Below are 24933 nucleotides of genomic sequence, written 5' to 3'. Positions count from 1 at the left end.
GTATAGCGCAGCGAGTCACGGCGTGAACGACAGGAAGAGGAAGGCCACGAAGATCGCCAGATGGACGGTGGCCTGCAGGACGGTGGACCGGCCCGGCGCCACCGTGAGCACGGTGATGACGACGGTCAGCGCGAGCAGCACCAGTTCCTTCGGGCCGAGGCCGAGCGTCAGCCGTCGTCCGGTCACAAAGATCGACGTGAAGGCGATCGTCGGGATGGTCAGGCCGATGCTGGCCAGTGCCGAGCCGAGGGCCAGGTTGAGGCTGGTCTGCAGCCGGTTGTCAGCGGCCGCGCGGACGGCCGCGGTGGTCTCCGGCAGCAGGACCAGGAGCGCGATGCACACCGCGACGACGGTGTGCGGCGCGCCGATGGCGGCGACGCCAGACTCGATCGAGGGGGCGACGGTCTTCGCCAGCCCCACCACGCCGACCAGGCACACCAGCAGCAGCGCCAGGCTCAACAGGGCGGTCCGTCGGCTCGGCGGTGGTGCGTGGAGCTCGCCCGTGTCGGTCCCCTCGACCGCGGCGTCGGGACCGCTGCCGGCCGGGGCGCCGCTGCCGGCCGGTAGCGGCAGGAAGGCCTCCCGGTGCCGGACGGTCTGCACGAAGACGAAGACCCCGTACAGCACCAGTGACGCGATCCCGGCGAAGGCCAACTGCGCGTCGGAATAGGTGTTTCCGGGCGTGCTGGTCGTGAACGACGGCAGGACCAGCGCCAACGTCGCCACGGCGGTCAACGTGGCCAGGGCCCCGGCGGTGCCGGGCATCCGGAACGTGACCACGCGGTGCCGGACCCCCCCGACCAGCAGGCACAGCCCGATCACGCCGTTGCACACGATCATGAACGCGGAGAAGACCGTGTCCCGGGCCAGCGAGGCCGTTCCCGGACCACCGGACGCCATGAGCATCACGATCAGGCCCACCTCGATTACGGTGACCGCCACGGCCAGGATGAGCGTGCCGAACGGCTCGCCGACCCGGTGCGCGACGACCTCCGCGTGGTGGACCGCCGCGACCACCGCCGCCACGAGCGCCGCGTCGGCCAGGAGGAGCGGGCCGACGCTGAGGTGGCGGCCCCAGGCCAGGGCCAGTATCAGGGCTGCCGCCGGGGGTATCGTGAGCGACCACCACGGCAGCGGGAACCGGTCGGTGAGCCCCATACCACCACGTTATGAGCGCCGGTGGGACGCCGCGACGCGCGGGGCGGACGTTCCGCAGGCGTGGCCGGCGGCGGCGTACCGGCCCGGGCGTCGGGCCGGTACGCCGGTGGCGGCTCAGAACGCGGCGACGACCGAGCCCTGGTACTTGTCCTCGATGAACTTCTTGACCTCCGGCGAGTGCAGCAGCTTCTCGAGCTTCACGATCCGCGGGTCGTTCTCGGTGCCGGAGCGCACCACGACGAGGTTGGCGTACGGGTTGTCTTTGCCGCTCTCCAGCGCCAGGGCGTCCTTGGACGGCGTGAGGTCCGCCTGGATGGCGTAGTTGCCGTTGATCACCGAGAGCGTGGTGTCGTCGAGGCTGCGCGGCAACTGGGCCGCCTCCAACTCCTTGAACTGGAGCTTCTTGGGGTTGTCGGCGATGTCGCGCTGGGTCGCGTTCACCCCGGCGCCGTCCTTGAGCTTGATCACGCCGTTCGCGGCGAGCAGGTTGAGCGCGCGCCCGGAGTTGGACGGGTCGCTCGGGATGGCCACCACGCCGCCCTGCGGGACGTCGGCGAGATTCTTGATCTTCTTCGAGTACACGCCGAGCGGCTCGATGTGCACCGGCTTGAGCGCGGTGAACGGGTAGCCCTTGGCCTTCTTCTCGGAGTCCAGGTACGGCACGTGCTGGAAGTAGTTGGCGTCCAGCTTCTTGTCCGCCAGCGCCGCGTTGGGCTGCACGTAGTCGTTGAACTCGACGATGTCGAGCTTCAACCCCTCGGCGGCGGCGAGGTTGTTCTTGACGTACGCGAGGATCTCGCCGTGCGGTACGGGGGAGACGCCGACCTTGAGCGGGGCGTCCGCGCTACTGCTGGCGTTGTCGGTGCTGCCCGAGCCACAGGCGGCCAGGCCCAGTATCAGCGCGGCGGCGGCGATGGTGGCGGATATGGTGCGTCGCACGGTGTACCTCTCTGGAGTTCGCGCGGGCGCGGCGCCCGCGCGGGGTGTTACTTGTGGGACAACCACCGGACGACCATGTCGCCCAGAGTCTGGATGAGCTGCACGAACACGACGAGCAGCACGACGGTGGCGATCATCATCGTGTTCTCGAAGCGCTGGTAGCCGTAGCGGATTGCCAGGTCGCCCAGGCCACCGCCACCGACCACGCCGGCCATGGCGGAGTAGCCGACGAGCGCGACGACGGTGATGGTCAGGCCGGCCACGAGACCCGGCCGGGCCTCGCGCAGCAGTACCTTGAAGACGATCTCGCCAGGGGAGGCACCCATCGCCCGGGCCGCCGCGACCACGTCGCGGTCGACCTCGCGGATTGCTGTCTCGACCATCCGGGCGAAGAAGGGGATCGCGCCGACGGTGAGCGGCACGATGGCTGCCTCGGTACCGATGGTCGTCCCGACGATCGCCCGGGTGAACGGGATGATCGCCACCAGCAGGATGACGAACGGCAGCGACCGGCCCACGTTGACGACGAGCCCGAGCAGCAGGTTGACCGGCCGGGCGGCGAGCAGGCCGCCCCGGTCGGTCAGGACGAGCAGGACGCCGAGCAGCAGGCCACCGACCGCGGTCAGCGCCGTGGCGACGCCGACCATGTAAGCGCTCTCCCGGGTGCCCTGCCACAGCAGGGGGGCGATCTCGGACCAGGTCATCGCACGATCTCCACGGTCAGCCCGGCACCGCGCAGGTGGCGCAGCGGTGCCTCGTTCGCCTCGGCGTTCCCGGGCAGGGCGATGCGCAGCCGGCCGGCCGGCCCGTCGGCGAGGGGCTCGATCGTGCCGGCGATGATCCGGGCCTCGATGTCGTACCGGCGCGCGAGGTCGGCCACGAACGACTGGCCGGTGCCGGCTCCGGTGAGCGTCACGTCGACGACGGTGGTCCCGGGCAGGTCCGGCACGGGGCCCAGCGGGAACACCTCCCGGCCGAGCGCGGAACCCGGCTGGGCGAGCAGGTCGGGTACCCGACCCGACTCGACGATCCGGCCCTCGCGCATCACGGCGGCCGAGTCGCAGATCCGCTTGACCACGTCCATCTCGTGGGTGATCAGCAGGATCGTCAGGCCGAGGCGCCGATTGAGGTCGCGCAGCAGTTCCAGGATCGAGGCGGTCGTCTCCGGGTCGAGCGCGGAGGTCGCCTCGTCGGACAGCAGCACCGTCGGTCGCCCGGCGAGGGCGCGGGCGATTCCGACGCGCTGCTTCTGGCCGCCGGACAGTTGAGCCGGGTAGGCGTGCGCCCGGTCGGCCAGGCCGACGAGGTCGAGCAGTTCGGTCACCCGACCGGCCCGTTCGCGGCGGGGAACACCCATGACCTCCAGCGGGAACGCGACGTTGCCGGCCACGGTGCGCGACGACAGCAGGGCGAAATGCTGGTGGATCATGCCGATGCGCTGCCGCTGCCGGCGCAGCCGGCGCTCGGACAGCGCGGCCAGGTTGACGCCGTCGACGGTGACCGTGCCCGCATCCGGCCGTTCCAGCAGGTTGACGCAGCGCAGCAGGGTGCTCTTGCCGGCGCCGCTGCGCCCGAGCACGCCGTACACCTCGCCCTCACTGACGGCGAGGTCGACGCCGTCGACGGCGACGACCGTACGTCCGTGCGCGTGGTAGGCCTTGCGCAGGCCTTCGATCTGGATCACCAAGAGTTCCTGTCAAATCGGGGCGAAAGGTACATCGCGCGCCGACGCTAACAGGTGCCGCCACACACCCGGAGGTAGTCGATGAAGCGGCGCCGAATGAGCCGCGTACTCCGGTGCATGACGATCAAGATAACGTGCGTAAACCGTGATATGCAGCGCGGAGTCGCCGGCATCACATATTTAACGGGTGGGATATCTGGGGAACGTCGCCGGCTGAGCGATGCCATGATCCGCGCAATGTCGCAATCTTTGCTGCTATCCGTGGCGGGATAGCCGCAATGTTTGCGACATTGCGCGGGGCTGCGGCGGGACTGCGCGGATCGTCGGCGGGACTGCGCGGGGCTGCGTCGGGACTGCGGTGGATCGTCGGCGGGACTGCGGTGGATCGTCGGCGGGACTGCGGCGGGCGGCGTCCGGCCGCCGGCAGGTCAGGGTTGTGCGGGGCCGGCGGAGATGGCGGCCACCGCCCGTACCGAGCTGATTCGGCCGATGGCCCGGGTGGGCAGTTCGGCGTTGGAGCGGAGATTGTAGGCGGCCACGACCCGTTGCAGGTTGTCGGAGTTGCTGCGTAGCTCGTAGGTGGCGCGGCTGGCGTCCTCGGCGGCCCGGAGGTTGCGGTCGGTGATCGCCGCCATCGTGTCGAGAGCGCGCCGGACCTCGTCGATCTGGTGGGCCAGGTGGCTCGGCTGGTTCGTCGTGTCGATGCCGCGGACGGTCTGCTCGATGACGTTGAGGGAGACCCGGGTGATCTGGGCCGACTGGATGAGCTGGGCGCCCACCGACTCCACGAACCGGGAGGTCTCGGCGATGCGGTCGGCGCCCGCGACGACGCGGGTCAGGCCGTTGTTGAGGTCCGAGACCGCGGTGTTGATCGAGTCCTTGATGGCGTCGAACTCGCCTCCGTAGTTGCCGGCCATGGATACCGCCAGGTTGCCGCCGGCCACCTGGCCGAGGACGGCCCGGGCGTCGTTCACCGGCCGGACGATGCCCCGCGACGCGAAGTACAGGCCGGTCAGGATGCCCACGATCAGCGCCGACCCGATCGCGAGGATGGCGGTACGGGCCCGGGTGACCTGTTGCTGCTGGTCGGCGACCAGTCGGACGCGCTGCGCGTCGAGGTCGAAGGCGATCTTGTCGAGCAGGTCGGCCGGCGCCCGGTCGGCGTCCCTGACCGCAGCGTCGGCCGACCTGGCGTCGAGGCCCCGCCCGGCGGCGAAGGCGTCGAGCGCGTTGCGGTACTTCGCGCCGAGCGCCGAGTGCTGGTCGAGGAACTGCCGGATCTCGGCGTCGATCGTCGGATCGGTGACCGATTCGGCGAGCCTCGCGCCGAGGTTGTCGACCAGTCGTTCCTGGTCGGCGAACTGGTTGGTGTGCTTCTGCAGGTCCGCCGGGTTGTACCCGCGCAGCAGGATGTCCTGCCACTGCTGTACCTGCGCGTGGAAGGCGGCCTGCATCAGCCGCGCGTCGTCGCGCTGCTGCACCGTGCCGGCGAGGACGCCCTCGTAGCCGGTGGACACCGAGTTCACCAGCGCGAAGAGAACGCCGATGGCCACGACGCAGGCGGCCACCGCACCCCCCACCATCAGGCGCAGCCGTACCGCCAAGCCCACGTGTCGACCCTCCGTCATCGTCGCCGGGGCGTAGACCGCCCGCACGATGAATTTAGACATATCGGGCTCCGCGATTGATCCCCTTAACGTCCTTTTTAGCCGTCCGTTCGACTATCTCCTGATGTCGGCCGATTGTCGGAATCATGTGGATCCCCGGCACGGTGCTGCGGCCCCTCGGCCGGGACCGTCGCGGGGCAGGTGCGCCCGGTCGCCGCCGGTAACCCGCGCGGCGGGTGTACCGGTCGCCACCCGGACCGTCGCGGCGATGCACCGAGGCGCCGACAGGCGTTGCCCGGGCCGGTGCCCAGAATTCCGCGACCTGCCCGTTAGCGGGGTGGGCGCCGGGGTAGGTCAACGGCCCCGTCCCGCCCGGTAGTACCGCCCGCACCGCCCACCGCCATGGCCTTCGTGACGGTGGTCGGCACGCGGGTGTTCCGTGGCGGATACACCGACCCGTTATAAGGGGCCGTGGTACGGGGCGGCCCGTCCGACGAAGGAGAAATGGCATGGCACAGGGCACGGTCAAGTGGTTCAGCCCAGAGAAGGGTTTCGGCTTCATCAGCCAGGACGAAGGACTCGGCGACGTGTTCGTTCACTTCTCCGCCATCCAGGCCAGCGGGTACCGTTCGCTGGACGAGAACCAGCGGGTCGAGTTCGAGGTCGTGCAGGGCCAGAAGGGCCTGCAGGCAGAGCAGGTCCGGGTCATCTGACCGCACCCGGTCATCTGACCACATCCTGCCGCGGCGGGCGCCCGTACGTTCGTCAGCGGGTCGCCGTGGCGGCTCCACCGGATGATTCTCACATGTGAAAATCGGACGAGGCGCGGCAGGCCGGCGACATGCCACCGGCGGCGCAGCACCGCCGGACTCCCCTGTGGAGCGTCGGACCGGCGGCGCCTCGGACTTGTCGAGCAGCACCGCGATGCCGGAGTTCGCGGTGGCACGATGCAGAAAGGGGCAGCGTGTCTACGACGGCGGATTCGGCAGAGCCGGCCGCGAAACCGAGGGCGCCGCGCAGGACCGCGGTCGTCGCGGCCCCGGTGGTCGCCACGGTGCTGGTGATCCTCGCGGCACTGACCGGAATCCAGCTGGCGCGGCCGGCGCCACCCGGTGCACTGCACCTGTCGGCGCCGTCGGCGCTGACCCTGCCGGGCCGGCCGGCCGACATACCGTGGCCGGCGCGGGGGCAGGCCCGCCTCGACGTGTCCGGCGTCGGCTCCCTTGGCGGGTCCGGTGACGACCGGCCGATCCCGATCGGCAGCGTCGCCAAGGTGATGACCGCCTACGTGGTGCTCACCGGACACCCGCTCGACGCCGGACAGGCCGGACCGGCGATCACCGTGACCGAACCGGACGTGGCCGACTACGAGGCACGAGTCCCCGGTGGACAGTCGCTGGTGGCCGTCGAGGCGGGCGAGCAGCTCACCGAGCGGCAGGCGCTGCAGGCCCTGCTGCTGCCGTCGGCCAACAACGTCGCGCAGATCCTGGCCAACTGGGACGCCGGCGGTGCCGAGGCGTTCGTGGCCAAGATGAACGCCACGGCGCGGAGCCTGGGACTGGCCGACACCCGCTACACCGACCCCAGCGGCCTGGCGCCCAGTACGGTCAGCACGGCCGCCGACCAGACGCTGCTGGCCGAACGGGCGCTCACGATACCGGCGTTCGCGGAGATCGTGGCGCAGCCGTCCGCGACCCTGCCGGTCGCCGGTACGGTCACCAACTACAACAGCCTGCTCGGCGTCGACGGCGTCATCGGGGTCAAGACCGGGTCCACCGACGAAGCGGGCGGCAACCTCGTCTTCGCCGCCCGCCTCACCGTCGCCGGCCAGACCCTGACCGTGGTCGGCGCGGTGCTCGGCCAGCCCGGCAACGACACACCGGAGCAGCTGGCCAACACCAACGACGTCACGCGCCGGCTCCTCGCGGCGGCCCGCCGCCTCGTGCAGGTGTACACCGTGCTCCCCGCCGGAACCGTCGGGGAGGTCCGCACCCGGTGGGGTCGTACGACCCCGGTACGCACCGGCGACCCGGCCCGGATCGTGGGCTGGCCGGGGCTGACCGTCGGTGTGCAGACGCACCCCGGCGGGCTCACCCGGCAGGTCCGCGCCGGCCAGTGGGTCGGCACCCTCACCGTCCACAACGGTATCGGCGCCACCACCGTCGACCTGCGCGCCGGTGCGGCGCTGCCCGGACCGTCGACCTGGTGGCGGCTCACCCGTATCCGGTAGGAGCACCCGCCCACCACCGGGGGCCCGTACACCCGCCCACCCCGGGCGTCCCGGTCGGCGTGCACGGCCACGATCAGGTCTGCACGCCCGTGGTCCACCCCGCACGGTCGCGATGACCGTGCCCGCCGGTGGTCCACCCCGCACGGTCGCGATGACCGTGCCCGCCGGTGACGCACCCCGCCCGTCCGAGGTCCCCGACCTACGGGCGCGGGCCGTCACGGCTGAAACGGCACGTCAGATCTGCACAGCACTACTTTTCGGCATCGTCTGGAGGTAAAAGCTGTGAACTATGTGCTGTTCTTCGGATCTCTTCTGCTCACCATGGTCGTTGTCTGGATGCCCACTGCGGGCCGCCGGCCGAGCGCCTCCGTGCGCGCCTACCGGTTCGCCGTCGTGGTGAGCGCCGGGCTGACATCCGCCGTGTGGTACTGGTTGTACCGCAACCACTGGGCACCGTCGTACGGCCTCGCCGCGGCCCTCGCCGGGGCCCTCGTCGGCGGGTTCATCACCACGGGCGTCGACCTGGGAGTCGTCGAGTACGCCGCGCGACCCGCCGTCGGCGTACGCGGCGACGTACGGTCCCGGCACAGCGTCTTCCTGCGCTACCGGTGCCGGTCACCGCTGAAGTGGGTGTTCGACCTCGCCGTCGCGCTGCTCGGCGTGGTCGCCACGGCCGTGCTCTGGCCGGTCCTCGCGCTGCTGGTGTGGCTCGCCGAGCCCGGTCCGGTCCTGCGTATCGAGCACGTGGTGGGCAAGCGCGGCGTCACGTTCCGGCGCCTGGCCCTGCGCACCACGGTGTCCGGGGCCGACCTGGCGACCGGTGCGGCCGCCGACCCGCGCGAGCTGCTGGTCGGCCGGTTCCTGCGCCGCTGGCACCTCGACCAGCTGCCGGAGCTGGTCACCGTCCTCACCGGCAGGATGAGCCTGGTCGGTCCGCGGCCGCTGCCGGTCGCGCTGGTCCGGGACCACCTGGACGAGGTGCCCGGCTACGCCGAACGGCACACCGTCAAGCCCGGGATCATCGGCCCGGTCCGGCCGAGCGGCGTACGGTTCACGCCGGCCCTCCAGCTGGCGGTCGAACGCGCGTACCTGCTTCGCCGGTCCTTCTGGCACGACCTCGGCCTGCTCGCCCGCGCGGTGGTCGAGACCATCCGGGGACCGCGACGGGCCGGCCCGGTGTCCGCCGTGCCGCGCCGGCCGAGCCGGCCGAGCCGGCCGAGCCGGCCGAGCCGGCCGCAGGGGGAGCGCCAGGCTACCGGGCCGATCCGGCCCGCACGCCGCTCGCGGACCGGATCGCGCCGGCGGCGGTACCTGTCGAATCCGGCCGCGGACACGCTGCGGACCGGCCGGCAGGACTGAGCGGCGGCCCGCCCGCCGGCCGCATGACGGGCGTCAGGTGAAGTCCGCCGGCGTGAACTCCTTGGGTTCGACCAGCACCAGCCAGTTGCCGGAGTTGTCGCGCATGACGGCCTCCACGCCGTACGGCCGGTCCGCGGGCTCCTGCAGGAAGGTCACACCTTTCGCGGTCAGCTCCTGGTACGTCTTGCGGCAGTCGTCGACATTGAGCCCGAGGCCGCCCATCTGGCCCTTCTCCAACTGGCGCCGGATGAACGCGGCGGCCTCGGGGTCGAGCGGCGGGCCGGGCGTCATGAGGGTGATCTCGAGCTCGGGCTGGCTCGGGTGCCGCACGGTCACCCAGCGGAACCCCTCGCCCATGGTGATGTCGGTACGGGGTTCGAAGCCGAGCACGTCGACGTAGAAGTCGCGCGCCGCGTCCTGGTCGAGGCAGTAGACGGTGACCAGCGAGATGTTTGTGATCATAGGAGAACCGTAATGTGCCTGGTGAGCTCGGGCTTCTCCGAGATTGCGCGATCGTTGGCCGCGGTGGTCGAGGACCGGTCGGTTGCGCGTTCCTCCGCCCACCCGGTGAGCGGCCGCGGCTCAGCCTGCCCGGCCGGCGGTCGCGGTCACCGGACCGGTCGTACCGCCCGGGTCGAGCACGCCGCGCATGAACAGGTAGCAACCTGGTACGTGCGCACCGCCCCGGGCGGCCCACCGGTCGCGGTAGGCCGCCGGGCTCTGGCCCACCAGCTGGGTGAACCGCGACGAGAACGACCCGAGACTGGCGAAGCCGACCGCCACGCACACCTCGGTGACGGTCAGGTTGGCGTTGCGGAGCAGGTCCTGGGCGCGCTCGATGCGGCGGCGGGTGAGGTACCGGATCGGTGTCTCGCCGTAGGCCGCTTCGAAGCTGCGCACGAAGTGGAACTTGGAGACCCGGGCGACCCGGGCGAGCTGGTCGAGGTCCAGCGCCGACCGGTAGTGACGGTCGATGTGGTCGCGTGCCCGGCGCAGGTGGGGCAGCAGCTCCGTCGCCACCGTCCGGGTCGCCAGGTCCGTCATGCCTGTCAGGGTAGGCCGGTCCGCGCCGGGCGCCGGCCGGGACCCGGCGCCGGCCGCTACCCGACCGGCCGGGTGAGGACCGTCTTCTCGCCCGCCTCGACCCGGAACGGCAGCACGTTCTGCGGCGGCGGCAGCGGGCAGATGAACGCGTCGGAGAACGCGCACGGCGGCAGGGTGACCCGGTTGAAGTCCACCGTCACCGTCCCGGCGGCCGTGGGCAGCGGCAGGAACAGGAAACGCGCCGCCGCGTAGCTGTCCCGCCCGCTGGTGGCGTCGCGGAAGGTGATGTGCGCTTCGCCCTCGTGTCCGGTGTAGAGCGCGAGCAGGTCGGCCTGTACCCCGTCGACGGTGAACGAGAACGTGCCGACCACCGGGTAGTCGGCCTGCCGGTCGGAGTGGCTGTGCGCGATACGCCGGGTCAGGTCGGCCGGGGCCGGCCGGAACTCCGCATCCACCACCCAGGACGGATCGGGCGCGAAGGCGTCGATACCGGCGAACCGGCCCACCGCGGGCGCGTGCGGGTCGTACGTGCGGACGGCGAGGTCGTCACCGCGGCGGATGATCCGCAGTTCCACATCGCCGACCATGAGCCGCTGGTCGGCGTGGAGCAGGGCGTCGCCGGTCGGGCGCCCGTCGACCAGCAGTCCGTCCGCTCCGGCCACCCGTACCGCGTCGCCGTCGACCCACCAGGTACCGGGCAGGCCCTCGATGCCGGTACGCCCGATCAGCCAGTGCGTACCGGTCAGGGTGAGGTCCCCGCCGGGCGTGGCGACGGCGGCCTCCCGCTCGGCGTGCCAGCGGCGCCACGCGCCGGTGAAGTCGGCGTGGTTGTCAGGCTGGTTGTCACCGTTCACGGTTCCTCCCGAGATGGTTGTCGGTCCAGGTGCGCGTCGAGGTCGGCCGGCAGTTGGGGGATCGCGGCCAGCAGCGCACGGGTGTAGTCGTCGCGGGGCGCGGTCAGCACGCTCGCGGTCGGCCCGGCCTCGACCACCCGGCCGTGCCGCATGACCATCACCTCCGGGCACAGCTGGCTGACGATCGCCAGGTCGTGCGAGACCAGGACCAGGGTGAGTCCGAGCCGGTCGACCAGTTCGGCGAGCAGGTCGACGATCTGCAGCCGGACCGAGACGTCCAGCGCGCTGACGGGTTCGTCGGCCAGCAGCACCCGCGGCGCCGGTGCGAGCGCCCGCGCGATGGCGATGCGCTGGCGCTGGCCGCCGGAGAACTCGTGCGGGTAGCGCCGGCCGTCGTCCGGGCGCAGCCCGACCGCGGTCAGCACCTCGGCGACCCGCTCGGCCCGCTCCGCGCGACCCCGGCCGATCCGCAGCGAGCGCAGCGGCTCGGCGACGATCGAGGCGACTGGCATCCGTGGGTTCAGTGAGGAGCGCGGATCCTGGAAGACGACCTGTACCTGTCGGCGGAACTCGCGGCGGCGGGCCCGGTCGAGCGGCTGCCCGGCGAACCGGACCTCGCCGGCGCTCGGGCGGTCGACGCCGAGCAACAGTCGCAGCAGGGTGCTCTTGCCCGCGCCGGACTCGCCGACGATACCGAGGCCGACGCCGGGGCGTACCGCGACGTCCACGCCGTCGAGGGCTGGCCGGGGCCGCCCCGGGAACTGTCGGCGCAGCCCGTGGCCGGACAGGATCGGCTCGCTCACCGGTCGCCGCCTTCCGACTCCGGGAACCGCGCCGGCTCCGCCTCCGTGGACCGGGCCAGCCGGGTCACCCGGGCGGCGCTGGCCACCAGCTGTCGGGCGTATGCCGACCGGGGCCGGCGCAGCACGTCGTCGGTGGTGCCGGACTCGACGAGCCGCCCGTCGCGCATGACCAGCAGGTGCCGGGCCAGGCCGGCGACCACCGGCAGGTCGTGGCTGATGAACAACAGCGCCACACCGGTCTCCTCGATCAGCTCGTCGAGCAGGGCCAGGATCTGCGCCTGCACGGTGACGTCCAGCGCGGTCGTCGGCTCGTCGGCGATGAGCACGCGCGGCCGGCAGGCCAGCGCCATCGCCAGGGCGACCCGCTGCCGCTGCCCACCGGAGATCTCGTGCGGCAGGGCGCGGACCAGCCGCTCCGGGTCGGGCAGGTGGACCCGGCGGCACCACTCGACCGCACTCCGCTCGGCATCGCTGCGGTTGAGTCCCTGGTGCAGGCGCAGCGGGCCGGCGATCTGGCGACCCACCGCCATCAGCGGGTCGAGCGCGGTCAGCGGCTCCTGGAAGACGATGCTGACGGTACGGCCGCGGATCCGCCGCCACTGCCGGTCCGGCGCGCCGAGGTGGTCGCGGCCGTCGACGACGATGCGGCCGCTCGCCCGCATGCCGTCGGGCAGCAGGCCCAGCAGCGCCAGCGCGGTCAGCGACTTGCCGGAACCCGACTCGCCGATCAGGCCGACCCGGTCGCGCGGGGCGAGCGCGAAGCTGACGTCGCGGACCAACGGCTCGCCGCCGAGCGTGATGGTCAGCCCGTCGACCTCCAGTACGGGAGCCGGCCCGCCGGCGGTGGGCACCGTCATCGGCTCGCCGGTTCGGCGCGCGGTCACCGGCCCGCCGCCCGCCGGCCGTGGCGCAACTGCGGGTCGAGCACGTCCCGCAGACCGTCGCCGAGCAGGTTGACGCCGACCACGGCGACCGCGACGGCGAGGCCGGGAAGCAGGACGTTCCACGGTGCCACGCTCACCGTCGACTGTGCCTCCTGCAGCATCCGACCCCATGACGGGGCCGGCGGCGGGGTACCCAGACCCAGGTACGACAGCGACGCCTCGGCGATGACCGCGACGCCGAAGGCGAGGGTGGCCTGCACCAGCAGGGTGTGCCAGATGTTGGGCAGGACGTGCCGGAGCAGGATCGTCACCGGCCCGGTCCCGCAGGTACGCGCGGCCAGCACGTAGTCCTGGGTGAAGATCCGGCTCGCCGAGATCCGGGTCAACCGGGCCACCTCGGCGGACACCCCGATGCCGATCGCGCTGACCGCCACCGCCGTCGACGCTCCGTACACGGTGACCAGCAGCATCGCCAGCAGCAGGGTGGGGAAGGCGATCACGATGTCGACCACCCCGATCACGGCGTCGTCGACCAGTCGGCCGCCGGCCGCCGCGAGCAGGCCCAGCGGGACACCGAGGGCGAACGCCACCGCGACCGAGGCCACGCCGACGCCGACCGCGGTCCGGGCGCCGAGCATCAACTGGGTGAACTGGTCGCGGCCGAGCCGGTCGGTACCGGCCCAGTGCTGCGCCGACGGACCCGCCAGCCGCGCGCCCGGCTGCGCCTGGTCGAGCCCGTACGGCGTCCACACCAGCGACACCACGGCCAGCGCCAGGACGGCGAGCAGCAGCACCGCCCCGATCACGAGCGACGGCGACCGCCCGCTCCGGCGCGACCCGGCCGGGGCCGGCGGAGGCGGCTCGGCGGCCTCCAGCATCGGTACGCTCACGATTGTCCTCGCAGTCGCGGGTCGATGACCCGTTGGACGACGTCCACGGCCAGGCCGACCAGCAGCACGGTGGCGGTCATCAGAAACACGGTGCCCTGGACCACCGGCAGGTCGCGGGCTTTCACGGCGGCCAGCAGCAGCGACCCCAGGCCGGGCAGGGCGAAGACGCTCTCGATGACGACGGTGCCCAGCAGCGAGCTGGCGAGCAGGATGCCCAGCGTGTTGACCACGGTCGCCGCGCCGTTGCGCAGCCCGTGCCGCCGCAGCGCGGCGAGCGGGCCGTACCCGAGCGCCCGTGCGGTGCGGACGTAGTCCTGGCCGAGTACGTCCAGCGTCGCCGAGCGCACGTACCGCACCAGGACCGATCCCTGCGCGATGGTGAGCGTGACCACCGGCAGCACCAGCGACCGGACCGCGACCGCCGGGTCGCTCCAGCCGGCGCGGGGGAACCCGCCCGGCGGGAGCACCCGCCACCGGACCGCGACCAGCCAGACCACGACGATGCCCACCCAGAACACCGGCAGCGCGATGCCGAGCTGCGCGATCGTGGACACCGCCACCCCGGCGAGCCCGCGGCGGCGTACCGCGGCGAACACCCCGATCGGGACGGCGATCACGATCGACAGCACGAACGCGCTCAGCGCCAGTGGCAGGGTGACCGGCAGCCGGGCCAGTACCTGGTCGAGTACGGGGGTGCGGGTGAACAGGCTGTCGCCGAGCCGGCCGGTCAGCAGCCGGGCGAACCAGTCGCCGTACTGCTCCAGCAGCGGCCGGTCGGTGCCGAGCTGGTGGCGGATCGCGGTGATCTGGTCCGGCGGCGACCCGACCGCCAGCAGGGTGACGGCCGGGTCCCCGGGCAGCACGCGGAGCAGGAAGAACACCGCGGACCCGGCCGCGAACAGCGAGCCGACCAGCCAGGCGACCCGGCGCGCGAGGTAGCCGAGCACCGGCTACCTCCCACCGCTTACGAGCACCGGACTACCTCCTACCGCTTGCCGATGGGCGCGACATAGAAGCTGTCCGTGGTGTTGTTCTTCTGGTACCCGGACACGGAGGTGCTGGCGACCTTGATGGCAGGGTCGAGGAACAGCCAGTCGCTCGCGGCGTCCTCGGAGATCTGCCGGGCCACCTTCTTCAGCAGCGCCGTCTGCTCGTCGGCGGTCGCGGCCGCCTCGGAGTCCTTGACCCACTGCTGGACCTGCTTGTTGTCGTACTGCCAGTAGAAGTTCGGGTCGCCGTACCAGATCAGGTCCCGCTGGTTGACGTGGTTCATGAGCGTGGCCTGGAAGCTGTGGTTCTTGTACACCTTGTCGGTCCACGTCGCGTCGTCGATCGGGTTGAGCGTGATGGTGATGCCGGCCTGGGCCAGCTGGCTCTTCAGTCCCTGCGCGATGATGTTCATCTCGTCCGACGGGACGTAGTCGACGGTGAAGGACAGCCCGTTCGGGAAGCCCGCCTTGGCCAGCAGCTCCTTGGCGCCGGCCACGTTGTGGTCGTCGATGCTGGTCAGGTCCTCGTACCAGGGGTCGGTGGGCGGCACCATCGAGCCGAGCACCCGGCCCCGGTCGGCCCACACGGCCTTCAGCAGCGCCTTGCGGTCGGTGGCCTGCCGGATGGCGTGCCGCACGTCGACGTTGTTGAACGGCGCGACGGCGTCGTTGAAGTTGAACAGCTCCTTGGTCGTGGAGGTGCCCTCGACGATCGTGAACTCCGGCCGCCCGGTGAACTGGCTGAGCACGTCCGGCGAGGTCACCTGGGTGACCAGGTCGAGCTGGCCGGCGAGCAGCGCGTTGTTCTCGGCGGTGGCGTCCTTGAAGAAGCGGTACACCACCTCCTTGTTCTTCGCCTTCTCGCCCCAGTACTTCTCGTTGCGGGTCAGGGTGATGGAGTCGCCCTGCTTCCAGCCGGTGAGGGTGTACGGGCCGGTACCGATGACCGTGGTCTCGGGGTTGCCGGCGTTCGGCTTGGTGACCGCGGCGCCGGTGGCGGTCAGGTAGAACAGGAACGACTGCGACCGGGTCGACAGGGTCACCTTCACCGTGCTGTCGTCCGGCGCCTCGATCGTCTTCATGATCGAGAGGTTCTTCTTGCGGGCGCTCGTCGACTCGGCGGAGATGACCCGCTGCAGCGACGCGACCACGTCGGCGGCCTTGAGCGGCGTGCCGTCGGAGAACGTCACGCCCGGCTGCAGGTGGAACGTGTAGACCGTGCCGTCGCCCGACACGTCCCACGACTTCGCCAGCAGCGGCTCCACCTTGCCGTCGTCGGTCAGCACGGTCAGGCCCTCGACAACGTTGCGCAGCAGGACCTGCGCGTGGCCGGTGTTGCCGCCCTTGACGGTGTTCAGCGTGGTCGGTTCGTTCAGCGAACCCACGGTGACGGTCGCGTTCGGGTCGGGGGCACCGGCCGAGGACTGCCCGCCGGTCGACGAGCAGGCCGACAGCAGGAGGGCGACGGCGGCGGTGGCGGCGAGCGCGCCGAGGGGCCGTAAGCGTCGGGCGGCGTCGGATCGACCAGCCGACGACCGGTGGTGAGCGGTCATGTGATTGCTCCAGGCAAGGGAGGAGCCCGGCCGCGCGGCGCGCGGGACCGGGGGACAGATGGATCGACAGTTGATGACGGCGGAGGACGGCGGGCCGCGTCGGCGTCAGAAACGGTGCCGGGGCCGGGCGCGTCGGAGGTCGGCGGTCAACAACAACAGATGCGGCGCGCCGCCACGACCCGGACCGCGAGCGGGGTCCGGTCCAACGACAGCGCCATGTTCACGCTGGTCAGCGTACTGATCATCAAAGGGATCGGTCCAGTCGGGCCGGCGTGGCCTTCGCCACGTCGAGGTCGGTCGCCGGGTCGAGCGGACCCGCGGCGCGCCCGGACCTCAGCTGTGGTGTCCGCACCGGATAGTTTGGGCATCGGGTAGCCACCGCACGGGCGGGCGTCCGGTGGGCGGCCCGTCCACCGGACGCGAGGAGACGACCGTGACCAGCTCCGCAGACCAGACCATTGCCGCCCTGCGCTCGGGGCACGACGACCTGGCCGCCCGGGTACGCGCGATGCGCCCCGACGATCTGACCGGCCCGTCGGGTGCTCGGGAGTGGGACGTGTCGCAGGTGGTCAGCCACCTCGGCAGCGGCGCGGAGATCAACCTCGCGGCGCTGGACGCGGCGATCGCGGGTACCGCGGCGCCGGACGCCGGCTTCAACAAGAGCGTCTGGGCGCGGTGGGACGCCATGACCCCGGCCGAGCGGGCCGAGAGTTTTCTGCGCGCCGACGAGAAGCTCGTCACCCGGTACGAGTCGCTCGACCCGGAGGCCCGCGCGAACCTGCGGGTGGACCTCGGATTCCTGCCCCAGCCGGTCGACATCGCCGCGACGGCGGCGTTCCGGCTGATGGAGTTCGCCCTGCACGCCTGGGACGTCAAGGTCGGCACCGACCCCGCGGCGACCGTGGCGCCGGAGGCGGTACCGGTACTGCTGGACCAGGTCGGGTTGTTGCTGCGCTTCGCCGCGCGGCCGGAGGCGCTCGGCGGCCGTCGTGCCGCGCTGGCCGTCGACCTGACCGTGCCGGACCGGTCCCTCGGCCTGGAGTTCGGCGACGCGGTGACCCTGACCGACGCCCCGGCACGGCCCGACGGTGTCCTGCGCGCCCCGGCCGAGGCGTTCGTCCGGCTCGTCACCGGCCGGCTGGCGCCCGAGTACACGCCGGCCACCGTCACGGTCACCGGGGGACCGGTCGACCTCGACGACCTGCGCCGGGTGTTCCCCGGGTTCTGACCGGCGGCGGTGCCCGCGGCGACCGGCCCGGCCGGTACGTGCCCCGCGCCGGTCGGGTCAGCCGGCCGTCGCGGGCACCCGGTCGACCAGGTCCTCCGGGGCTCCCGGGCGACCGAAGTGCCAGCCCTGGCCGTGGTCCACGCCGAGCGCCCGCAGCGTGGCGGCGTCCGCGCCGGTCTCGACCCCCTCGGCGACGACCCGCGCGCCGCAGCCGTGTGCGAAGTCCACCAGCGAGCGCACCAGCGTGGTCAGGACCGGGTCGGCGCTGACGCCGTCGACGATGCTGCGATCCAGCTTGATCACGTCGGGAGTGGTGAGCACGATGTGGCGCAGCGAGGAGAACCCGGCACCGACGTCGTCGATGGCCAGGCGCATCCCCCGGGCGCGCAGGGGCGCCAGCACGGACGTGAGGGCGTCGTAGTCGTCGACCGGCTCGTGCTCGGACAGTTCGAGGACGACGCGCTCCAGCGGAAAGCGGGCCAGCAGGCGCGCGCAGTCGGGCGTGCGGAGGGTGGCCGGCGAGACGTTCATCGCGACGTAGCCGGTGACCCGGTCGAGGTGAGTGGCGGCCCGCTCCAGCGCCAGCAGTTCCAGCCGGTGCCCCTGCCCGATGCTGTGGGCCTCCGCGAAGCACACGTCCGGCGTCTTCGCCCACTCCGCCGGGAACCGGCTGAGCGCCTCCGCGCCGATCCGAGCCCCGGACGCGAGGTCCACCACGGGCTGGAGCACGAGTACCGGGCCGCCGCCGGACATCACGGGGTGCAGCCGGTCGGCGATCTCCGCGCGGCGGGCCGCCTCCCGCATGCCCGGTTCGATGATCACCGAGGCGGCGTGCGCGAGCACCTCCAGCAGGCACCTGTCCCGGTCGGTCAGTGCGTTGTCGGCGGTGAAGCCGGCGGCGCAGAAGGTGCCGTACGTGGTCCCGTCACTCAGTACGACGGGGACGGACACGAAACTGCGGATGCGGGCGAGTCGGGCGCCGGGTAGGGCCATCGCCGCCGGGAACGCCGTGACGTCGGGAATGACCGCCGGCAGTCGCCCGTCCAGGATCGCCTGGCAGAAGGTCGCCTCCTGGGGCTGGGTCATCCCGGCTCGGATCGGGAACGGCACGGCCGACTCCACGACCTCCAGGCGCTGGGTGGTGCCGTCCATCCGGGTCAGGAACGCGAGGCTGAGCCCGAGCGAGGTTCTGGCGGTGCGGAGCAGGTCCGCGATCTGCTTCTCGGCATCCGAGCACTGCCTGGCCACCTGCGCCTCCGCTCCGATCGGCGACGAAACCGGCCCGGACGTCGGGTCGGTACCTGCCTATCGGCGGTCGGCGGCCCGACCTGAGGGTGTACGGGAGGGTCTGGTGCGGTGGGTCGACGGGCGCCCGCCGGGCCGGTCAGCGGAGGTGGCGGCACCTTTTGCGCGCATGCGTCGAGCGGCACCGGACGCGACCGGTCGGCCAATTCGATTTTCCGGACGACATCGCCATATTTCAACGCCTATTTCGACGTTCGATGTGCTCCGGGTCCATTCCGGCGTCGAGCGCGCTGCCGGGCTTATTCCGGACGTTGGGTGCGCATGGTTGGACACGCATCATCCGTACATTCAACGATCAAACAGTATGGCCTCCGGATGAAAGCCGGTCGTGCTCTGTCTCTTTGACGATTGCACTGGAGGGTCGCGTGATGACAGCATGCACATGCCCGAGTAGCAATCGTCGATCACCGGCGCCGCGGAACGATCCTGTATCCGTGCCGCCGTCGCGTACCCGAAACCCCTCAACCAGCAACTGACCAGTCCTCGCACCCCGGAAACCCGGCCGGCAGCCGGAAGGGCGAGGCGGCCGATCCGGCCCGTGCGGACGGACTGCCAGCACCGGCCCACGATTATCGGCGAGGCCGCGATTGTCGGCGGGGCCTCGCCGAAACGGTCCCCGGACCGGATGCCGGTGCCCGCGCCGATGTCCGCGGCCGGTGTGCTGGCGCGTATTCGAGCGCCGTTCACCGCGGATTGTCCGGGCCGGTCGTCGACCCGGCTCAACCGCACCGGCGACCGAAAGCAGTGTACTTCGACGTCGAATGGTGGTGTGGATGGCCATGATGGCGGGGTCGCCGAGAATTCCGGTACTGCTGTGCGCCGCGGACCCGATATCCAGGGTCGGGCTGTCGGCGACGCTCCGGTCCCGACACGAGGTACGGCTCGTCGAGGAGGCCGACGCCAACGGCGACGCGGTCATCCTGTCGGTGGTGGACCGCATCGACGACACGGTCGTCAAGCAGCTGCGCGCCCGGCAGGCGCGTGGCCAGTCCCGGCTGGTGCTGGTCACCACCGAACTGGCCGACCAGGACCTGCTGACGGTCGTGGAACTTGGCGTGCGGGCGGTCGCCCTGCGCGCCGACGCCACCCCGGAGGCGCTGGTCCGGCTCGCCCGTACGGCCGCGTCGGGCGACGCGACCCTGCCACCGGACCTGCTCGGGCGGCTGCTCACCCAGGTCTCCCGGCTGCAACGGGAGGTCCTGGCCCCGCGGGGACTGAGCATGGCCGTGCTGACCGAGCGCGAGGCGGAGGTGCTGCGGCTGGTCGCCCAGGGGCTGAGCACCGGCGAGATAGCCGAGCGGCTGTGCTACTCGCAGCGCACGATCAAGACCATCCTGCACGACATCGTGAACCGGTTCCAGCTGCGCAACCGCACGCACGCGGTGGCGTACGCGATGCGCGAGGGCCTGATCTGAGCCGGGGTTCATCGTCGACCACGCCGGACCACGTCAGCGGGTGGTGCGCCCGGACACGCTGACCGCTGGCGTGCACCGCTTGGCACCCGGATTGCGGCAGTTGACGGCGAGCGACAGCACGTCGCCCTTGTTGAACCGGACCGGCACCACGAAGTGGTCGTCGTAGTCGCGGAAGTTCTCCAGGCCGAAGCGCAGCCACACCTTGTCGTTCTTGCGGATCTCGATGATGCCCACGTCGCCGAACGGATTCTGCAGTTGCAGGTCCGTCACGTCCAGCGGCTTGTCCGGCTGGCCGGCGGCGGTGAACGACACGAACCCGTTGTCGGTGCGCGGCGCCGCGTCGGCCTGGATTCGCAGGTCGACCGGCTGGCTGAGCGCGGCCGGGTCGTTCGGGTCAACCCCGCCGGCGGGTGCGCCGGTGCCGCCACCGGGGCGCGCGGCGGGGTTGCCGCCCGTCGCCGCGGACGCGGCCTCGTCGGCCTTCTGCTCGGCCCGCTGCGCCTGCTGCCTGGCCTGCGCGAGGTTCTGCTGCGTGGTCTCGTTCTGCTGCGCGACCGCGTCCCGCGCCGCCGACTTCACGGCCGGTTTGAGCACCGTCAGCCACAGGACCGCCGCCGCCAGCAGCAGAACCGTCACCGCCGCCAGCACGGGTACCAGCCACGACGGCAGCAGCGCCCGCTGCGCGAACGCGCCGTCCAGGCTGACCTGCTCGTCGCCCTGCGGGAGGACCAGCACCTGGAACGTCTTCGTCTGCTGCGGCCCGCGCAGGAAACGCCGGCGCGGCACCGCGACGATCCGTACCGGGGTGGTGGCACCGGGCTCCACGACGAAGGCGCTGCGGTCGACCCGGAACCGTAGCTGGTCGTCGGGGTCGGCGAGCAGCACCTCGGTGTCGACCGGCAGGTTGCCCAGGTTCCGCACCTCCAGGCGGTGCCTGCCGCGGCGCCGGCCCCGCGACGTCGTCGGCAGCAGCTCCGCCCGCAGGTCGGTGAAGGGGTCCACCAGGAGGGTGCCCTCGCCGACCCAGGACGCCTGGGCGTCCTCGTGGGAGACGACCCGGATCCCGAACGGCACCGGCCCGGCGGCGACCACGGGGCTGCGTGGCGGCTGGAACCGGACCAGCACCTCGCCGGTGTCCCCCGGGTACAGGTTCAGCACGGCGGGCTCGACCGTGGCCCAGGCCGCGGCGTCGCCCAGGACGTCCACGGTGAACTGGTCCACCACGTGCCCGGTGTGGTGGATCCGGACCGGGCAGACCAGCTCCTGCCCCGGTACGACGTGCGGCTCGCTGTCGACCAGTGCGGCGGTGACACTCATACGCCGAGTGTCGCCCGGTGCCGGTCGGCGGCCACAGGCTCGCACGGGTACCCCGGAAGGCGCCTCCGCCTGCCCCAAAGGGCGGCGGTCAGCTCACCGGAGGCCGTCCCGCGACCCGATCCGCCGGGCCGCCCGCGGCACCTATCGTCGCCGCAGGACCGCGCCCCGGGACCGAGCCCCGACCAGGCGTGGGTGGACCGCGCGCGAAGGAGTCGCCGTGCTCAGGCGCCGCCCGAACCTGAACCGGTGGACGGCCGCGGCCGTCGTCACCGGCGTCGCCGTGGCCGCCTGCGTCGTCGTCGCCTCCCGGCAGCGACCGGCGGCCGCGGCGGTGTCGCCCGGCGTCACCGAGCGGGTCTCCGTCGCGACCGGCGGCGGGCAGGCGACCGGGTCGAGCCGGACCCCGGCGATCTCCGCGGACGGCCGGTACGTCGCCTTCGCCACGTTCGCCCGGCTGGATCCGCTCGACCCGGACCGGGGACGTGCGGGCAACCAGTCCGACGTGTACGTCCGGGACACCCGGACCGGGCGCACGGTGCTGCTGTCGCGGGGCCACGAGGCCGTCGTCGACGTGCCCCGCGCCGCACCCGCCGCACCGGTGCCGGTACGCGAGGTCGGCGCCGACGACGGCAGCAGGGCGCCGTCGATCTCCGGGGACGGCCGGTTCGTGGCGTTCCTGACCACCGCCAGCAACATCGTCGACAACTCCGACCACGTCACCACCCTCGTGGTCGTCGACCGGGACCCGGACGGCGACGGCACCTTCGACACCGGCTTCGCCTACACCCGCGTCGCGTACCCCGCGCTCAACGACGACCCGTTCGACCGGCCCTCGTTGAGCGCCGACGCGACCCGGCTGGCGTTCGTCGGCGACGTCAACGAGCGGTACACGGTCCGGATCGCGACGCTGCGCCACGGCGACCGGGGCGCCCTGCTGCCACCGACCGACGCCGACATCGTCGACGTGCCCACCCCCGGCACCCTGCCGGGCGACTACGAGCTGCGGTGGGCCGACAGTCCCGCGCTGTCGGCCGACGGCAGCCACCTGGTGTTCGTCGCGGAGTACCGGAAGACCAGCGAGCCGTGGCCGGTCGCGCCGGTGTTCGACTACGACGTGGCGGGCGGCACCGTCACCCGGCTCGACCTCGGCGACAGCGGCGCGCCGATCGACACCGGCGGCCCGTACGGGCACAGCGCCGAACCCGCCGTGTCCGGCGACGGCCGGCTGGTCGCGTTCACCACCACCGTGTCCGGGCTCGCCGGGTCGCACGTGCGGGTCGTCGACCGCGACCCGGACGGCAACGGCCGCTACGGGCCGGCGCCGGGGGAGGCCGTCCGCGGCGAGGTCGTGTCCACCGACCGTACCGGCGCCCCGGTGTCGGGTGGCCTGGCGGCGTTCTCGGCGGACGGGCGGTACCTGGCCTTCGTCACCGACGCCGCGGGCGTCCACAACGGCGTCGACGACCCCGTCCAGTACACGTCGTGCCTGCACCCGCCGGTGATCGGCATCGCCGCGCTGGAGCCGTCCGCGAGCCCGTCGGTGCCGACCACCGGCATCTCGTACTGCGACGTGGTCGTCCGCGACCTCGTGGTGGACCGCTCCCGCGCCGCCGCCGGCCTGCCCCGGCTGCCCGCCGAACTGGCCTCGCCGGGCCGTTCGACCACGTGCCTCGGGTACGTGTCGGGGGCAACCTGCGAGGGCCACGGCGACAGCAGCGAACCGGTCCTGGACGCCGACGGCTCGGCTGTCGCCTACACCTCCGCCGCCGACGACCTCGTGGCCGGCGACACCAACGAGGTACCCGACGTGTTCACGCGGCGGTTCCAGCCGGTGCTGGTGGCCGCGCCGGTCGACTTCGGGCCGGTACGCGTCGGCGACGCGCTGACCCTCGCCGTGCCGGTGAGCCACTCCGGATTCGGCCCCCTACCGGTCACCACGGTGACGGTCACCGGCACCGACTTCGCGGGCGCCCCGGCCGGTACGTGCACCGGCGCGGTCCTGCACGAGGGCGACCGGTGCCTGGTACCGGTGACCTTCCGGCCGACCGCGGCCGGACCGCGTACGGGCACCGTCGACGTCGCCTGGCGCGGCGGCCCCGCCCCGCTGCGGGTGACACTCACCGGTACCGGCGTGCCCGAGCCCCGCCCGTCGGCGAGCAGCCCGGCGCCGGGTACGCCCGGCTTCGGTGCCGCACCGGCCGTCCTCGACTTCGGCACCTGGCCGGTGACGAAGCAGAGCACGCCGCTGGATCTCGTGGTCACCAACACCGGTACCGGGCCGCTGCACGTCCACGCGGTGGGCCCGTACGGGGACGGCTCGACCAGCTTCCCCGGCGACTACCGGATCACCGGCGAGACCTGCACCGCCGCGGCCGTCACGCCGGGCGGTACCTGCCGGGTCACGGTCGTCTTCCGGCCCCTGGCGGTCGGCGCCCGCCCGGCGGCGCTGCGCTTCGACGACGACAGCAGCCTGCCGTCGCCGCACCTGATCCCGGTCCTCGGCGCCGGCGCGCAGCCGGTGGTCGAGGCGGCGCCGCCGCTGGCCAAGGCCGGCCAGGTCACCCAGGTCACCGGCGCGGCGTTCCCGCCCGGCCAGACCGTCGTACTGACCCTCGACGGCATGCCCGGTCCGGTCACGGCCGGCACCGACGCCGACGGCCGGTTCACCCGCCCGCTGCTGATCCTGCCGCACACGTACCCCGGCCCGCGGCTGCTGCACGCCACGGTGACGGTGACCGCCGGTGTACCCGCGCCGGTCACCGTCGCGGCCACCACGAACTACCTCGTCGTGCCGGGCAGCCTCCAGCCGCCCGGGTTCACCGTCCGTAACTGACCACGTTCGCGAGCCGACCCCGTCCGTAACCGATCCGCCCGCAACCGAAGGAGGAGCCGCGACATGAGCGAACACGTCACCGCCGAGGGCGTGCCCCTGCGCGCCGACGGCACGCCGTTCCCGGACGACCCGAGTCAGTGGACCCCCGAGGAGAGGGAGTACCTGCAGTCCTACGTCTTCGGCGTCAACAAGGAGGACGGCGAGGAGCGCACGGAGGTGGCCATGGTGGACGTCCCCGAGGCGTCCGGCGAGGACGGGGAGGCACTGGCATGAGCTGGGAGCAGGTCGTCAACGTCGCCAGCGCCGCCTGGAAGATCGTCGAGTCGGGCAAGCCGTCGGCCAGCGTCGACCACACCACGTGCAACGCGGTACCGCACGTCGACGACTGGACCAACCTCCAGGGCGCCCGGGGCCCCAACATCGTGCGCCGCCTGCTGCGGTACACCAACGGGTTCACCATGGACACCGTGCTGGTCCGCCTCGAGCTGCGCTGGGAGTTCGGCGCCCGGTACAACAACGCCGGTGCCTTCATCCCCAACTGCTGGATCTCGGTGCCGGAGTGCTCGGTGCTCTGGGGGTACTCGCTGGACCTGCATGTCCAGGTGCACAACCCCACCAACGCGGGGTCCTCGACCGCCCCGAACGCGCGCCTGCCGCTGACCATCAGCGGCAGCGTGTCCACCCCGTTCTGGACCGACACCGTGCAGTGGGACTACATCCTGTTCGGTGACGGCCACTACGAATCCTGACCCACTCATCCTGAGCCACTCATCCAGAAGCCCGGATCCCGACCTGTCGGATCCTGACCCACCCGGCCGGGGCCGGCGGGACACCTCCCGCC

General features: G+C 72.3%; 23 protein-coding genes. 8 read left to right on the top strand and 15 right to left on the bottom strand.

Features of this window, described 5'->3' with window-relative positions:
• Window positions 1-15: 15 nt before the first annotated feature.
• The 5 genes from ACNTMW_RS32970 to ACNTMW_RS32950 form a co-directional block, all read right to left on the bottom strand.
• The gene (locus tag ACNTMW_RS32970; protein ID WP_426637978.1) at window positions 16-1158 is read right to left on the bottom strand and encodes a calcium:cation antiporter; all 1143 of its coding nucleotides are present in this window, start codon (window positions 1156-1158) and stop codon (window positions 16-18) included.
• Window positions 1159-1272: 114 nt separating this feature from the next.
• Window positions 1273-2097, bottom strand: coding sequence for a MetQ/NlpA family ABC transporter substrate-binding protein (locus ACNTMW_RS32965; protein WP_426637977.1), 825 nt, complete (start codon window positions 2095-2097; stop codon window positions 1273-1275).
• Between the two features lie 47 nt (window positions 2098-2144).
• Window positions 2145-2801 carry a methionine ABC transporter permease gene (locus ACNTMW_RS32960; protein WP_426637976.1) on the bottom strand — a complete coding sequence of 219 codons (657 nt, stop codon included), beginning with the start codon at window positions 2799-2801 and terminating at the stop codon, window positions 2145-2147.
• On the bottom strand, window positions 2798-3781 hold the full coding sequence (locus tag ACNTMW_RS32955; RefSeq protein WP_426637975.1) for a methionine ABC transporter ATP-binding protein: 984 nt from the start codon (window positions 3779-3781) through the stop codon (window positions 2798-2800). The genes ACNTMW_RS32960 and ACNTMW_RS32955 overlap by 4 nt, the downstream gene beginning before the upstream one ends.
• A 428-nt stretch (window positions 3782-4209) precedes the next feature.
• Complete coding sequence (locus tag ACNTMW_RS32950) at window positions 4210-5451, bottom strand: methyl-accepting chemotaxis protein (protein WP_426637973.1); 1242 nt, start codon at window positions 5449-5451, stop codon at window positions 4210-4212.
• A gap of 446 nt (window positions 5452-5897) precedes the next feature.
• On the opposite strand from ACNTMW_RS32950, the gene ACNTMW_RS32945 reads away from it, so the two are divergent.
• From ACNTMW_RS32945 to ACNTMW_RS32935, 3 genes are all read left to right on the top strand, one after another.
• Window positions 5898-6101: a cold-shock protein gene (locus tag ACNTMW_RS32945; RefSeq protein WP_426637972.1), complete on the top strand. Its 204-nt coding sequence runs from the start codon at window positions 5898-5900 to the stop codon at window positions 6099-6101.
• Between the two features lie 251 nt (window positions 6102-6352).
• Window positions 6353-7618, top strand: a complete 1266-nt coding sequence (locus ACNTMW_RS32940) for a D-alanyl-D-alanine carboxypeptidase family protein (protein WP_426637971.1) — start codon at window positions 6353-6355, stop codon at window positions 7616-7618.
• A 282-nt stretch (window positions 7619-7900) separates the two neighbouring features.
• Window positions 7901-8977 (top strand): sugar transferase, encoded by a 1077-nt coding sequence (locus ACNTMW_RS32935; protein ID WP_426637970.1) that lies wholly within the window; start codon window positions 7901-7903, stop codon window positions 8975-8977.
• Window positions 8978-9010: 33 nt separating this feature from the next.
• Here the strand turns inward: ACNTMW_RS32935 and ACNTMW_RS32930 are convergent, their stop codons facing one another.
• From ACNTMW_RS32930 to ACNTMW_RS32895, 8 genes are all read right to left on the bottom strand, one after another.
• Entirely contained in the window at window positions 9011-9439 is a 429-nt protein-coding gene (locus tag ACNTMW_RS32930) for a VOC family protein (RefSeq protein WP_426637969.1), read from the bottom strand.
• Window positions 9440-9559: 120 nt separating this feature from the next.
• Complete coding sequence (locus ACNTMW_RS32925; RefSeq protein WP_426637968.1) at window positions 9560-10021, bottom strand: helix-turn-helix domain-containing protein; 462 nt, start codon at window positions 10019-10021, stop codon at window positions 9560-9562.
• A 56-nt stretch (window positions 10022-10077) separates the two neighbouring features.
• Entirely contained in the window at window positions 10078-10875 is a 798-nt protein-coding gene (locus ACNTMW_RS32920; protein WP_426637967.1) for a DUF1684 domain-containing protein, read from the bottom strand.
• Window positions 10872-11678, bottom strand: coding sequence for an ABC transporter ATP-binding protein (locus ACNTMW_RS32915; RefSeq protein WP_426637966.1), 807 nt, complete (start codon window positions 11676-11678; stop codon window positions 10872-10874). Before ACNTMW_RS32915 ends, ACNTMW_RS32920 begins: the two co-directional genes overlap by 4 nt.
• A complete protein-coding gene (locus tag ACNTMW_RS32910) occupies window positions 11675-12562 on the bottom strand; it encodes an ATP-binding cassette domain-containing protein (RefSeq protein WP_426637965.1) in 888 nt (295 codons plus the stop codon). The genes ACNTMW_RS32915 and ACNTMW_RS32910 overlap by 4 nt, the downstream gene beginning before the upstream one ends.
• Window positions 12559-13452 carry an ABC transporter permease gene (locus ACNTMW_RS32905; RefSeq protein WP_426637964.1) on the bottom strand — a complete coding sequence of 298 codons (894 nt, stop codon included), beginning with the start codon at window positions 13450-13452 and terminating at the stop codon, window positions 12559-12561. The genes ACNTMW_RS32910 and ACNTMW_RS32905 overlap by 4 nt, the downstream gene beginning before the upstream one ends.
• Window positions 13449-14399 carry an ABC transporter permease gene (locus tag ACNTMW_RS32900; RefSeq protein WP_426637963.1) on the bottom strand — a complete coding sequence of 317 codons (951 nt, stop codon included), beginning with the start codon at window positions 14397-14399 and terminating at the stop codon, window positions 13449-13451. Before ACNTMW_RS32900 ends, ACNTMW_RS32905 begins: the two co-directional genes overlap by 4 nt.
• A gap of 38 nt (window positions 14400-14437) precedes the next feature.
• On the bottom strand, window positions 14438-15994 hold the full coding sequence (locus ACNTMW_RS32895; protein ID WP_426637962.1) for an ABC transporter substrate-binding protein: 1557 nt from the start codon (window positions 15992-15994) through the stop codon (window positions 14438-14440).
• Window positions 15995-16427: 433 nt separating this feature from the next.
• Between ACNTMW_RS32895 and ACNTMW_RS32890 the strand changes: the two genes are divergently transcribed.
• The gene (locus tag ACNTMW_RS32890; RefSeq protein ID WP_426637961.1) at window positions 16428-17222 is read left to right on the top strand and encodes a maleylpyruvate isomerase family mycothiol-dependent enzyme; all 795 of its coding nucleotides are present in this window, start codon (window positions 16428-16430) and stop codon (window positions 17220-17222) included.
• A 57-nt stretch (window positions 17223-17279) separates the two neighbouring features.
• On the opposite strand, the gene ACNTMW_RS32885 is transcribed toward ACNTMW_RS32890, so the two are convergent.
• On the bottom strand, window positions 17280-18470 hold the full coding sequence (locus ACNTMW_RS32885; protein WP_426637960.1) for a sensor domain-containing phosphodiesterase: 1191 nt from the start codon (window positions 18468-18470) through the stop codon (window positions 17280-17282).
• Window positions 18471-19300: 830 nt separating this feature from the next.
• Between ACNTMW_RS32885 and ACNTMW_RS32880 the strand changes: the two genes are divergently transcribed.
• On the top strand, window positions 19301-19942 hold the full coding sequence (locus ACNTMW_RS32880) for a response regulator transcription factor (protein WP_426637959.1): 642 nt from the start codon (window positions 19301-19303) through the stop codon (window positions 19940-19942).
• A 33-nt stretch (window positions 19943-19975) separates the two neighbouring features.
• Here ACNTMW_RS32880 and ACNTMW_RS32875 read toward each other — a convergent pair whose 3' ends face one another.
• Window positions 19976-21259 (bottom strand): COG1470 family protein, encoded by a 1284-nt coding sequence (locus ACNTMW_RS32875; RefSeq protein ID WP_426637958.1) that lies wholly within the window; start codon window positions 21257-21259, stop codon window positions 19976-19978.
• Window positions 21260-21476: 217 nt separating this feature from the next.
• Between ACNTMW_RS32875 and ACNTMW_RS32870 the strand changes: the two genes are divergently transcribed.
• From ACNTMW_RS32870 to ACNTMW_RS32860, 3 genes are all read left to right on the top strand, one after another.
• A complete protein-coding gene (locus ACNTMW_RS32870) occupies window positions 21477-24092 on the top strand; it encodes a choice-of-anchor D domain-containing protein (protein ID WP_426637957.1) in 2616 nt (871 codons plus the stop codon).
• Between the two features lie 63 nt (window positions 24093-24155).
• On the top strand, window positions 24156-24365 hold the full coding sequence (locus ACNTMW_RS32865; protein ID WP_426637956.1) for a hypothetical protein: 210 nt from the start codon (window positions 24156-24158) through the stop codon (window positions 24363-24365).
• Window positions 24362-24841 carry a hypothetical protein gene (locus ACNTMW_RS32860; protein ID WP_426637955.1) on the top strand — a complete coding sequence of 160 codons (480 nt, stop codon included), beginning with the start codon at window positions 24362-24364 and terminating at the stop codon, window positions 24839-24841. The genes ACNTMW_RS32865 and ACNTMW_RS32860 overlap by 4 nt, the downstream gene beginning before the upstream one ends.
• Window positions 24842-24933 lie beyond the last annotated feature (92 nt).

The sequence above is a fragment of the Planosporangium spinosum genome (assembly GCF_049999945.1).
Lineage (GTDB): Bacteria > Actinomycetota > Actinomycetes > Mycobacteriales > Micromonosporaceae > Planosporangium > Planosporangium spinosum.
Note: the sequence above shows the minus strand (reverse complement) of the source record. Positions and strands in the feature narration are given on the sequence as shown.